This window comes from Methanomethylovorans sp. (genome assembly GCF_050177135.1).
In the GTDB taxonomy this organism is placed as follows: domain Archaea; phylum Halobacteriota; class Methanosarcinia; order Methanosarcinales; family Methanosarcinaceae; genus Methanomethylovorans.
Map to the genome: position 1 here is coordinate 1 of NZ_JBFXHJ010000050.1, position 13,055 is coordinate 13,055.

The following is a 13,055-nucleotide window of genomic DNA, read 5'->3' on the forward strand; positions in this document are numbered from 1 at the left end:
TCTTATACTTAGAAGTCGGTTAGTTATCACCTTATGTCAACATAAGTAGCATGTAAGAGGAAGAGTAATGACTTTAGAAAATCCATTTGAAAATTCAAGAAAACAGTTAGCAAAATGTGCTGCTATTCTTGGGCTGGATGAAAGCGTACATGAAATGCTAAGGCACCCAATGCGCGAACTGCGTGTCACGCTCCCTGTTCGCATGGATGATGGCTCGATCAAGGTGTTCGAAGGTTTCAGGATACAGTACAACGATGCCAGAGGACCCACAAAGGGCGGTATAAGGTTCCATCCGGAAGAGAACATCGACACTGTGAGGGCACTTGCCGCATGGATGACATGGAAATGTGCAGTAGTAGACATACCACTGGGTGGAGGTAAGGGAGGAGTTATCTGTAACCCTAAGGAAATGTCCGATGGCGAACTTGAGCGCCTCAGCCGCAAGTACATTTCAAGCATTGCCCAGATCATTGGTCCGAGAAAGGACGTTCCAGCGCCTGACGTATACACCAATCCCAAGATCATGGCATGGATGGTTGACGAATTCTCAAAGATCTCGTCGTTCAATCAGCCAGGTGTCGTCACAGGTAAGCCCCTTACAATGGGTGGTTCACTTGGAAGGGGTGACGCGACAGCAAGAGGAGGTCTCTATACGATCCGTGAGGCTGCAAAAGTTCTCGGTATAGAGCTTAAGGACGCAAAGATAGCCATTCAGGGATACGGGAACGCCGGATACTACGCAGCAAAACTCGCAAAGGAACTGTTCGGCTGCAAGATAGTGGCTGTCAGTGACAGCAGAGGCGGCGTCATGAACATGGATGGTATTGACCCAGAGGTGGTAAACCAGCACAAGGCAAAGACCGGTTCAGTTACAGGCCTGCCAAACACAACACCTATCAGCAATGAGGCTATCCTTGAGCTAGATGTAGATGTTCTCATTCCTGCAGCCCTTGAGAACGTGATCACAGAGAAGAACGCACACAAGGTCAATGCTAAGATCGTTGCAGAACTCGCAAACGGTCCGACAACACCTGCAGCAGATGAGATCCTCTTCCAGAGGGGTATTCATGTTATTCCAGACTTCCTCTGTAATGCAGGCGGAGTAACAGTCTCATACTTTGAGATGGTCCAGAACTTCTACATGTATTATTGGAGTGAGATCAGGGTACACACTCGTCTGGACAGGAAGATGACCGAGGCATACAAGGCAGTGTACGTGGCATCACAGAAGTATAACATCGATATGAGGACAGCTGCTTACGTTGTTGCCATCGAGCGCGTCGTAACTTCAATGAAAGACCGTGGATGGATCTGATCCGCCTTGGATCCAATCCTGCAACGTAACTGAGCAACATTTATATGGTCTGAATATAAGACCATATAGATCCTCCCTTTTCAGGTCGGATAGTTGATATAGTTATATTGTTGTTGATGGGATTATCATGAAGATTGCACTAATTGGCGGTACAGGCAGCATAGGTAAAGGTTTTGCTCTCAGGTGGGGACAGAAACATCAGGTGATCGTGGGTTCAAGGAACCAGGAAAAAGCTCAGGCCAGGGCGACCGAGTATAACTGTGTATTAAAGGAACATGGTTTGAAGGCGGACATAACAGGCGAGGTCAATGCGAAAGCAGCCTCGGAAGCTGATGTGGTGCTTCTTGCCATCAGGTATGGTCAGATAGCTTCCACTATCGAACAGATCAAACCCGGACTTTCCGGTAAGGTCATCATATCTGTAGTCGTGCCGATGGAAAAGAATTCCTGTATCATAGTCCCGGGTGGAGTTCCTTTGGAGATATCGGCTAATTCCCGGGAAGACTACAAAGCGGACTACTTCTGTTATGTCACTCCACCTTCAGGTAGCGCTGCGCAGGAAATAGCTGCTTTGTTACCTGAGGGCGCTGAGCTCGTCTCCGCTTTCCATACCGTTCCCGCTGCTAAGCTCTCAAATCTTGATGTAGAGCTCGATTACGACATCGGGGTCTGCGGAAACAGTATGCATTCTAAGAGCGTCGTCTTTGATCTTGTCAGGGACATCCCCGGAATGCGGCCTATGGACATCGGGCCACTTGAAACCTCCTCGATGGTGGAATCAATTACACCTCTCCTTGTCAATGTGGCCATACGCAACAACATGAAAGATGTCAGTATCAAATTCGTAGATTAATATCCCTCCGTGGATTTCTTTTTTTATTGCCATTGTCCCTTCAGCTTGTCCAGTTTCCATGTTCTTCCAGTAGTTGGTTTTTCAAGGTAGCAGATGGCATCCTGCTCATACAGGTTAGCGATAACCACGGCGTGCCTTCCTCCCGATGCCTCACGGACATTGATGACCTTGATCACATTGCTGAACCTTTCATGATCCGGCAGGATATCTTTAAGCACATTACCTGAGTTGCTGAAGAACGCATTGTTGAACCCTGAACTCTTCATGTCCGGATATACGGGCATATAGATGATCTCCTCTTCCACGATATCCTGGAAGAAATGAGTTCCATAAGATACTTCCGGAGTGTGGCCAGCCTTCTCAAGCGCGATCTCCACTAGCAGGGAGGTGTGATCTATCTCACTATATGTTGCATTGACACCCAGTTCTATATTGCTGCTCCCCCACCTTCCGGGTCCCATCAATATGAAATTAGTACCCATGGAGCTCATCTTTTCGTTGATACTTCCTACAATGCGGCCTATGGACCTTTTTGTATCCATGTCTGCAATTTCATATGCCTGGGGGTCAATGTACACGATATACTCGACATTTTCCACTTTTCCCTCATTGATGAGCATGCTGGACCTGAAAAGAATGTTGTCCTCTTTTATATCGTCCGGTATGGCTATATTCTCACTTCTTCCCGGCGTTGTCATGGGCCTGCATTGCACTATGTTTATCCTTATATTTCCCTTTTGATCGACCGCTGCTGTAAACTCGATATCTACCGGGTGTTCGTAGACCTCTTCTACTATCCGGAGTATTTCTCCCATAGTATCAACGAACTTTGTGTTCTTTATGAGGTTATTGAATGTCAGCACCATTTCCTGTGAGCAGTCTATAGCATTGGTATATGGGTCAGTAAGATATCCTTCGTTCATGACCGAGACGAACAGTCTTAGTCCAGGGTAATCACAGTCTTTGGCAAGGTTCTGGAAAGGTATGGTTATGAGCTTCCTCGCATCCAGATCCAGGGCATCCACATCCCATTGTGAGTATTTCATCACTTTCATGCCAGTTTCCGGGCGGAGTGTAGGATGACTCACTGCGATCATTCTGGGGTAGTCCCTTCCTACGCGATCCACAGCTCTGGTGCCGAGTCCAAAAACAAGTCTTATAAGTCCTTTTCTAGGGTCAATACGTTTTGTCCATTGGAAGAGGTTCTTTGAGAAAGCAACTCCTGCAAGGGCAGGAAAGAAATACTGCTTATAAGGCATGCCAGAAACACGCTGCACCAGTATTGCCATCTGCTCATCCTGGTAGTGCAGCCCTCTTGTCCTTCTGTAAGCAAGGGCATCCGGGTTAAGGGCACTGGCATAGACAATTTTGACGGCATGCATGAACTCTTCAAGGCGCTCATCCGGACTTCCCTGGTTAGGGCAGAACTCGCTCCTGTACTTACCTGCAAAAGCATTTCCGTAGTTATCTTCCTGCAGGCTGCTTGACCTTACTATGATGGGCGCCTGCCCGAAATAATCCATCAGTTCCCTGAACTGTTCTACTATCTCTTCCGGGAACTTGCCTTCCAGGAACTTTTTTTCGACCTCTTCGAACTCTTCCTTTGTCATACTGGAACTGTCGGAGAGCTTTATCTTGAGGCGGAACAGGTCGTTATTTATCATGAAGGTGAAAAAGACATCAGAACCAACGTAGAAAGAATCATGAGGCTCAATTATCCCTGAGAACTCTTCTTTCTTCTCGCTGGCCAGGATTATGTTGCGTGAGAGCAGCATTCCCACAGCTTTTCCACCAATACGGCCGGAACCTATCATTCTGTCTCGTATACTTAGCAGGTCTTCCAGTCCCAGGTAGGTATCAGCAAGACGGTTGAAGCGGGGATGGTCACCGATGATCATCCTTGATAGTTCCTGTTTAAGTGCGGTTATCTCGGGCTTTGGTATAGTGTCCAAAATTTCCATATCATGGTGGAACTTCAGTTTTGTGTATACTGTGTCCCAGGGGGCTGTACCACTTTTCCGCATACGTATGATCTTTCTACGGTCGCTGGAGGATATTGTGGCAGCTTTTGAACTATCTAAAATAGGCTCCCATGCCTCTCCGGTTACCAGGTGAGGCAGGAACATGCTCTGAGAATAGCGGGCGTAGACCTTCAGAGGGTGGATGTATGCTTTTCCGTTGATGTGGTAGTAGTCGATAAGCACTTGAGTCGTTTCCCGGATACCAGCAACAGTGGAATGACTATGTTTTCCACGGGTGAGGCAGAAATAACCGATGGTCTCAAGTTCGAACAGGTAGGGGCATGTGGCTTTAAAGAAATTGGCTACCAGCTCATCGGTAGCCCATTCAACCATGAGTGAGGAAAGGTTATCAAATACATAGTAAACCTTCTCACCATAGTATTCAATTATCCTGTGAACCTGGCTGCTAAAGAAGTCAAATCCATTGCTAGGGTCTACCTTTACTATGTCCAGTCCTTCCATTGTCTGAAGAATGGGCTCATGCGGTGCGAACCTTACATACACGCACTTTGAGCCGGAACTGATAGCTTGTCTTATCAGTCTGACAGCAAAATATCTGTAGTCTTCAAGTCCCTCCACTTCCCAAACCACGTTATCCCCCAGACGGAAAGAGTGGAGTATCTCATCGAGCTGAGGGACTCCGCTGGTTATCTTCTCTTTGTCTGCGTATTTGAGGGTCTTGAGTTCTACATTGATCTTTTGATTCACTATGCTTTCTCCATGGAATATGGACATAAAAATATCCTGTATTGTCAGGATCAGCTTTCAAGGATCTCCTCTGCAATGTCCCTGTATGCATCCATAACATAAGCGATTCCGGATACCTTTGCGGCTTCCTCGGTGAGCGCCATGACATCTTTACGTGTGATGGCATGGATGTTGAATCTTCGGGAACCGGCCATAAGTTGCTGCAATCCCACTTTGATCCTCTCTGTATATGAATAGATGCCTACAGCTCCAAGAGGTATGTTTTTGATTTCTTCGCCGTATTTCTCTTTCAGTTCCTCGTAGTGCACGAAGATCTCCTCTTTGGTACTTCCAAATTCAGATACCGTCTTAGGGAGATCGTTCTCTTCTATCCATTTGCCTATGTTCTTGCCCACCATTCCGGGGATCATGAGGCCACGACCCATGCATACTGCCTTGAAATAGGGTGATCCCATTGCAAGTGCCTTATAGACCCCATCCTCACTGGAGAAACCGCCTGCCATTGCCAGATCAGGCACTTTCTTACCTCTGCCTGATAGTTTCTGCGCAAATTCATAGACCTGGGACTGCAGGTAGAATGTCGGGACTCCCCATTCTTCCATCATAGGCCAGGGGCTCATGCCAGTTCCTCCTGGTGCTCCGTCATATGTGAGCAGATCTATCCTGGCCTCTGAGCTGTATTTTATGGCCATGGCTGTCTCTGCCATAGAATATGCTCCCGTCTTGAGGGTTATGCGTTTAAAACCAAGGTCTCTAAGCCTTTCACATTCCTCACAGAATCCTTCCTCTGTGACAAACCCAAGCCTGGAATGTCTTTCAAATTCCTTTATGGCGCCCATTCTGAAAGCTTCCTGGACAGAGTGCAGCTCAGGGTCCGGAGTGACTATATATCCTCTTCTTTTCAGTTCCATGGCACGGTCAATGTCTGCAACCTTGATCTCGCCGCCAATACATTTCGCTCCCTGTCCCCACTTAAGCTCGATGCTCTCCATATTGTGCTTGCTTGCAAGATACTCTGCAACACCGAGCTTTGTGTCCTCTACGTTCATCTGGACAAGCATCTCTCCGTAACCATCATAGAACTTGTTGTAAAGCTCGATCCTGCGGTCCATTTCAGGTGATTCTTTAACAAGGCCATCACTCCCCAGTTTCAATTCAGGGTCGACTCCGCACACGTTCTCTCCGCATACGATGGTGATGCCTGAGATCGCAGCACCTATGGTGAAGTGTTCCCAATTGTTCCTTGCGATATCTGTTGAACCGAGCGCACCGGTAAAGATAGGTAATTTCATCTTGACCTTCCTTCTCCAACCGTACTCGGTTTCGGTACTGACGTTAGGGAACCTTGCAGTTTCAGGACCAGGGATCATACCTTCCGGCAGGCCTATGGCACCGACCGCATATCCCTGGATATTGAGATGTGAATAATCTATTGGGTAATTCTTGTCCCCACCGGCAGTGATCTCCCCGAAGGGTCCAGGGTATATCACTTCACGTCCCCGGAAGGATGACTTGAATATTTCACAGTTGCCGCGACATCCGTCCAGACAACGTGTACAGATACCTGACATTGGTGTTACATTCTTTGACCTGTTAAAGGTCCGAGTGGCTTCATTTGCGTTTGGCTGTCTTAAGTTTCCCATTATTTCACTTCCTCACAATAACACTACCTGCAATGCGGGAATTAGCGCTCTGTGTCCTTACTAATTTAACAGCAATAGGATAGTGGTTGGCTAATACTATTATTTATAATTATTGGAAAACCTTTTATTTAGAATCAGAAGTAAGTAAATGAAAAGTGTATGGTATGTGTAATGTAAATTTACATTATCACATAGTATCTAAACATATTATTATGTTGTTTCTATATTTTTACAGGCCGCATCAACCGAAAAAACAAATTTGTGATTCGCTTGTATTCAAAAGTCATAAACAACTTACAATTTTAGAAAGATATCAGTAGTATTCTTGAGTTAATTTTATATTCTAATATGGGATTTAAGCCATTAAAATGGCGAAAAGTCATAAACAACTTACCAGTAGTATTCTTGAGTTAATTTTATATTCTAATATGGGATTTAAGCCATTAAAATGGCGAAAATAGTACTGTAGTGTTCGAGAGGCTATTTGACTATATACGGAACAAAGGAAGCTTTATCAATAACGGAGCTTTTTGGAAGTCAGTCCCATTTTTGAGGAGTCTGTAAATGCAGGAAAAGAAGATTGGTGCAACTCATAAGGTGTTAAGATTCATTGCAAGTTTTTTCCCTTTATTCATCATCGCGATGGTTGCTGCGGGCATTGCAATCGCCTATTTAATAGACCGTCCTGATTTCGCGATCAGAGGCTTGTTAGTAGCTGTACCAGCAATATTCTCTGCCATATTCTTGTCAAAAATGTTCAGAAAGGACGTTGGTCATGATGAGTTCCTTCTCAAAAGCATCTCTTTGAGCCAAAGAACTATGGTTTTAGCTTTTATAACGCTTTATCTATTATCCATCATATTCCTGTTCTTAAGTGCCACAAGAACATGGTATTACTTTGGAACAGTTACATTGGCCTATATCTTGGTTTTGAATCAGATATTCTCCAAGTCTTCAAAAGCTTATATTATTCTTATAGAGCTGTTCCTGTTGAGTTTAAACTTGATCTATAGTGTCACGCTAAAATATTCTCTGTATTTTGGCGGAACAGATATCATGTCTCATCTATTTCTCTCGGAAGTAACTTATCTCTCGGGTCACGTGGCTCCCGGGGACCTGAGCACTTTTTATGCAAGCTTCCCCTTATTCCATATTTTTAACTCTGAGCTTTCTTATTTATTAGGGCTGGATCTGCAAACAGCTTACTTCATCGGTTCAGGTTTGATCTATTCAGCACTGTTCATTTTCATATACTATTTCTTTATGAAAACTACAAATAACTCCACATTTTCCCTTTTGTCATGTATGGTGTATTCTGCAAGCGGCACTGTTATCTATTACGGTATGTACATGATCACAAGGACTTTAGCTTATGCAGGCCTGATAATAATCCTATATCTGTTGTACAAAAAAGATGAAAATAATCGTGGTTTTGCTTATCAGGGACTTGCTATACTCCTCACCATATTTTTAGTGGTCGTTCATCAGGTTTCGGCTGCTCAGATAGCAATTGTATTGTTCCTTCTTCTGGTATGTGAACATATCCTGTCAAATGAAAACTATATCAATACCACATATTTTTCATTGTTCTCCGCAATGTTCATGGGTTATTGGTTCTACTTTGCAAATGTCTTCGTGGAAGAATTGTTGCTAAGCAGATCTGACATTCAATTTTATGAAGAGTTCCAGATCAAAGAAACCGTGCAGATGGGTTATGAGTGGATATATATATTAAATCATCTTGACGTTTCTGTATTTTTGTTCTTTGCTCTGATCGGGATAGGTTATCTTCTGTGGGATCGTATCAAAGCCAATAAAAGGAACTATGTAGATTACTTCTCGGTGTTCGCGCTTTTTGCTTTACTTACACTTGTGCTTTATATCCCTACTCCAATTCAGACCCTTTGGCAAACAATGACCTTATTCAGATTTGACAGGTTCATGTTGCTGATAAGTCCTTTCATGGCATTTGTTATGGCTGCAGGTATTTACATTCTTTATTCGCATCTCTCAGACAATGGCAAAAAGCCAGGCTGGATGATCGTTATTTCCGTTCTGGTGGCTATTTTTGTGCTCACTTCCATCTATTATAATGGTCCGGAATCAAAGCCGATCTTGTCAGATCCTGTCAGAGAATACTTTACTTCAGATGAGATCCAGGGATTTAATTATTTTATGGATCACGTTGATCCCGGATCTGCATTGTACTCTGATTATCACGCACACAGATTTTTCATTCAACAAAACTTCAGTAAATCGGAGGAGTTGGACTTACCTTTCTTCAGAAGTTATACCATTTCGGATGTTGATGAAATTCCAACTTATGACGGATATGTGGTCATAAGACAAAAGCAGTTCCTGGATGGAGGTATATATACTGGTTCCGGTTCCTCTAATTTCCTTTATGGTCCGGAAGATGGGAATGATGTAGCATTATCGAGTTCATTATCAAAAGACGCTAAAATTTACTCAAATTCAGGGGTTGAACTGTATCTTTGAGATGTGGGGCCCTGATCATGTTATGCTCTTCATCTCGGACAATCATCCTGAATTATAAAGAATCGGGTATGCGATCAAGTCACTCTAACCTTCTGTAATGTTGTTTTCCATGACATCTAAGAAAGGCTTTATATTAATGGCTACTGTGCCTTCGTATAGTGTTGTGCAGTCTTCGAGGGCCTTGCATATATTTTCCGAACTCAGTAAAGAGTTCCAAGACATGTATCTTATCATGCAGTCCTATGACAAGAATGAGGTCGAGATGGACAATTTGATCCAGGTACGACCTTTCATAAGCATGGATGGTAGTTTTTCTTTATTGAAAGGAATGCTCTACAGGCTTCAATTAACACTTTTTGCATTCAGGTTTGCAATACGTCATCATCTGGATTTTGCTATATTGCGGGGATATGACTCAATTATGCTATTGGTCTTATTGAAACTCATAGGTGTCAGGGTGTATTCTGATTTCCATGGTAAGTATGATCTGGAATTATCTCAACGGGGAAAACATCTGAGAAGTTTTTTTGTCAAATACATCGATAAGACCACTTTAAAGTTCAGTGATCGCATCATTGTTGTCAGTGAAGGCATTGAGGCTCAAATACAGGAATACAAAGAAAAGTGTATCTTGATACCTAATGGTATAGATGTGCAAAAGATCGATGATGCAAATACTGATGTTCATACATTTGATCTCAAGGGCTATAAAAAGGTCGTGGGTTTTGTCGGTAACTGGGAATCTTTCATGAACGTAGAGGACATGTGCCAGGCAGCCGAATACATTCCTGATGTTTTGTTTGTCATAGTGGGTGAAGGTTTCAATGCTTCCCAGTTGATGGAAAAATATAGGATATATGATAATGTGATCTTTGCAGGTCGCAGGCCACAGAAAGAAGCATTTTCAATAATGTACAAGTTCGATATTTGCATTTTACCTTATGATAAAATGGATGCGCATTCAAGGTATCCTGGTTTCTTTTCATCCAGAAAGACAAAAGAGTATATTGCCGCCGGTAAACCCATTATTGTTGCTGATGTTATCGGAAAGGAATCCTGTCTGATTCCCGGTTATAACTGTGTGCTGTACGAATCAAGAGATCCCAGAGACCTCGCTGATAAGATCTCAGAACTGTTTAGTGATACTTCTCTGCTCGCTTCCATGGGTAAGAATAACTTTGAAATGAGAGAGCGTTTCACATGGAATTATTTGATACAAAATTCTGGCATCATTAAGGACCTTCAAGGAAACTGACGGTCATAATAAGCTATTTCTTGTTCCTGTCAGGACCAACACATTTAACTTTTTTTAATATAGACCTAATTAATTTGTGAAACATGTGGATTATTTTTGTTTTTATCGTCTATTTATTGTTTTTATTTATCCGGGATTGGCAGTATTAAGGTAAGGGAATACAAACTTATATATATGGCAAGTTTTATAAAAATATCTAAATTAATGCACCCAAGCAAGATGCAAATATGGCTCAAATTAAGCTGAGCTACTATATATTCACTATACTTTACATGATAACATATATTCACAGTTGATAATCTATTTATCAACTCGTGTTATTTTGTTATCTGAAGGCTGAAACCTTCAAAGTATAGGGGATAAAAACAAGAGAAACACCTGATGATTATCATGCAAGTTGAAACAGAAGCCACAAACCTTATTGCAAAGGCAAAGAAGGCGATCATTGAACACGATAACAGCACCGCAAAGCAAGTGTCTTATGAGGCACTGGATGCAGGCATAAGCCCTCTGGAAGTCATAGAGCTTGGTTTCATCGAAGGGATGAAGATACTAGGCGACCTTTTCGAACATGGGGACATAGATCTCCAGGAAATATTTGAAGCATCCCTGACCATGAACATAGGTATTGATGTCCTGAGACCACATATTATGTCTTCTCCGGAGAATGCATGCGCATTTGAGGACCTTGTGCTGGGAATCTGAAATACCCCCGCACAAGCGTCTATTTCATTGTTCCCCTTCAATGTATCCTGCAAGGGCATCCAGAGTATCGAATATTAATGTTCTTTCTGCAGTGAATTCGCAGACTGGCTGTCCCAGCTCCAATAGTGTGCGGATGTTCTGCATTCTGGAAAGACGGAAGCTTTCCAGCTTATACATTACCTTTTTTCCGTTTATATACAAAGGCAATTTCCATGCTGTATCGTTCCCGGATATAATGGGTGTTTCCATTCTTTCCAGGTTATTGGAAACATCAGTTATTTTATAGCCTGCTCTCTCCATCTCTTCAAGATCTTCAAACGAACGTGGTGTTATTAACTCCGTTCTTCTGATCAACGGTTCCGAATCATCAGGAAAGCCAGGAGGAGGTACATTAAAAGCTATAATTGATATGTTGCCTCTCTTCGCTTCCAAGAATGCATCTATACTTTGTTCTTTCAGTTGCTCCGGCGATAATTCTTTCTCAATGGCTATAATATCCGGATCATGAGACTCATTCTCAGAGGCTACAATTCCTGAAGGAACATATTCCCAACGCGTTATCCTTGTAGTGTAACCTGTTCTTTCAAGCAGTACATATAATTGGTATAGGTCATGCATATTCTTGTCACTTGTTTCCCTATAATGTATTATTATCAAAAGATATTATGTTTTTCTTTAAGCAGCTTAATTCCAGCTATCTTAGAGCATTATTTCTTCTGCTTTACATTTTGGAATCGAGTTCTTCTCCAGAGCCAGTTCAATGTTCTATGCTGCATAAAGATGTAAGGAAAGTTTTAAAATATATACGTTGATTAAAACTTCTATAGTAATTGAAGATTGGTGTCATAATGGCATTTGGGAATATTTTTAGGATACTATATTCTGCTAAGTCTTTCTTAAGAGTTAACATCAAGAGTCTGATGTTCAGAGAAAAGATGATGTTGGAAAAAAATGTATTCATTGGAAGGAATGTGCTCATAGACCCTGGGTACAATTTGCTGGTCTCTATTGGAAATGATTCTGTTCTATCATATGGGACCATTGTTCTGGCACATGATGGCAGTCTTAGGAATTATACAGGTTATACAAGGGTCGGGAAAGTTTCTATTGGTTCCAATACTTTCATTGGTGCAGGTAGCATCATAATGCCTGGTGTTAGCATAGGGGACAATGTAGTTATTGGTGCAGGGAGCGTTGTTACAAAGAACGTTCCTGATAATTCGGTGGCTGTGGGCAATCCCGCAGTTATAGTTGGTTCCATCTCTAAACTAATCAATAAGCACATAAATAATATGCACAAATGTCCGGTTTACGAAAAGATGTCAAAACAGACAACGGAAATTATAAAAGAAGAGCTGAAAGAAGGATCTGCATACATCCGGACTTGTTTTGGTAAGGATCTAATTTCAGTAGAAGAGATGAATGACAGTAGTAAGAATATGTAAAAAGTCTAATTACAGGCAAGTCCTCAGAAGTAAGTCTTCAGAAGATAGAAGGCGTTTAATTCTGATGATTTTTGATCTGCGTTATATTAATTCATGGCATGTTCATTTTAATTTTGCAGTTGTTCTATTCCGGGCACAGATCCGGAACAGGTTCACCACACCATGACAGTTGCAGGCAGTAGCTATAAAAAAGATATCTTTTGTTGCGATCATATCCTCGGTTTTATCTTCATATGCATCTGGAGAATGTGTATATTCAAACATTTCCAGTAGATTCTGTTTCATATCGGAACCTCTCATTGCACCGATACCCGGTTTCATCTGGTAGCTTTCAAAAACCCAACCTTTGATCCAGGGAAACAGATCCCGTAAATAGTTTGTTATTGTCTTTGGCTTCTCTCTTCTGAAATTCGGACAAAACTTCTCAGGGCCAGGGCATCCATCCGGGCATATCTCTCCAGGTCTGGCGTATGATAGCATAGCTATTCCCTGTGCAGGATAAAGGCCAGCTCTAATGCTTTCCGGAAATTTTGATGTGAATTGTTCAAAGAATCTCATCATATCTTCATCTTCAGGTGAAATGCAGATCTCTGTGACAGTCTGATCATCTC

General features: G+C 42.5%; 9 protein-coding genes and 1 pseudogene. 6 read left to right on the forward strand and 4 right to left on the reverse strand.

What is annotated here, in order from left to right:
* Positions 1–67: 67 nt before the first annotated feature.
* The gene (locus tag AB7U21_RS05805) at positions 68–1,315 is read left to right on the forward strand and encodes a Glu/Leu/Phe/Val dehydrogenase (RefSeq protein WP_333788279.1); all 1,248 of its coding nucleotides are present in this window, start codon (positions 68–70) and stop codon (positions 1,313–1,315) included.
* 127 nt (positions 1,316–1,442) lie between these two features.
* A complete protein-coding gene (locus AB7U21_RS05810) occupies positions 1,443–2,168 on the forward strand; it encodes an NAD(P)-binding domain-containing protein (RefSeq protein ID WP_333788280.1) in 726 nt (241 codons plus the stop codon).
* 23 nt (positions 2,169–2,191) lie between these two features.
* Here AB7U21_RS05810 and AB7U21_RS05815 read toward each other — a convergent pair whose 3' ends face one another.
* Both AB7U21_RS05815 and AB7U21_RS05820 read right to left on the reverse strand, forming a co-directional pair.
* A complete protein-coding gene (locus AB7U21_RS05815; RefSeq protein WP_428387651.1) occupies positions 2,192–4,924 on the reverse strand; it encodes a PEP/pyruvate-binding domain-containing protein in 2,733 nt (910 codons plus the stop codon).
* Between the two features lie 23 nt (positions 4,925–4,947).
* On the reverse strand, positions 4,948–6,540 hold the full coding sequence (locus AB7U21_RS05820) for an FMN-binding glutamate synthase family protein (RefSeq protein WP_333788282.1): 1,593 nt from the start codon (positions 6,538–6,540) through the stop codon (positions 4,948–4,950).
* A gap of 564 nt (positions 6,541–7,104) precedes the next feature.
* Between AB7U21_RS05820 and AB7U21_RS05825 the strand changes: the two genes are divergently transcribed.
* From AB7U21_RS05825 to AB7U21_RS05835, 3 genes are all read left to right on the forward strand, one after another.
* Positions 7,105–9,039, forward strand: coding sequence for a hypothetical protein (locus tag AB7U21_RS05825; protein ID WP_428387653.1), 1,935 nt, complete (start codon positions 7,105–7,107; stop codon positions 9,037–9,039).
* A 136-nt stretch (positions 9,040–9,175) separates the two neighbouring features.
* Positions 9,176–10,294: a glycosyltransferase gene (locus AB7U21_RS05830; protein ID WP_428387655.1), complete on the forward strand. Its 1,119-nt coding sequence runs from the start codon at positions 9,176–9,178 to the stop codon at positions 10,292–10,294.
* Between the two features lie 390 nt (positions 10,295–10,684).
* Entirely contained in the window at positions 10,685–10,999 is a 315-nt protein-coding gene (locus AB7U21_RS05835; RefSeq protein WP_333787441.1) for a B12-binding domain-containing protein, read from the forward strand.
* 24 nt (positions 11,000–11,023) lie between these two features.
* Here the strand turns inward: AB7U21_RS05835 and AB7U21_RS05840 are convergent, their stop codons facing one another.
* On the reverse strand, positions 11,024–11,617 hold the full coding sequence (locus AB7U21_RS05840) for a hypothetical protein (RefSeq protein WP_333787442.1): 594 nt from the start codon (positions 11,615–11,617) through the stop codon (positions 11,024–11,026).
* A gap of 302 nt (positions 11,618–11,919) precedes the next feature.
* Here AB7U21_RS05840 and AB7U21_RS05845 point away from each other — a divergent pair, with 302 nt between their 5' ends.
* On the forward strand, positions 11,920–12,444 hold the full coding sequence (locus AB7U21_RS05845; RefSeq protein ID WP_428387657.1) for an acyltransferase: 525 nt from the start codon (positions 11,920–11,922) through the stop codon (positions 12,442–12,444).
* Between the two features lie 102 nt (positions 12,445–12,546).
* Here the strand turns inward: AB7U21_RS05845 and AB7U21_RS05850 are convergent.
* Positions 12,547–13,055: pseudogene (locus AB7U21_RS05850) on the reverse strand (hypothetical protein); the annotation flags it as partial.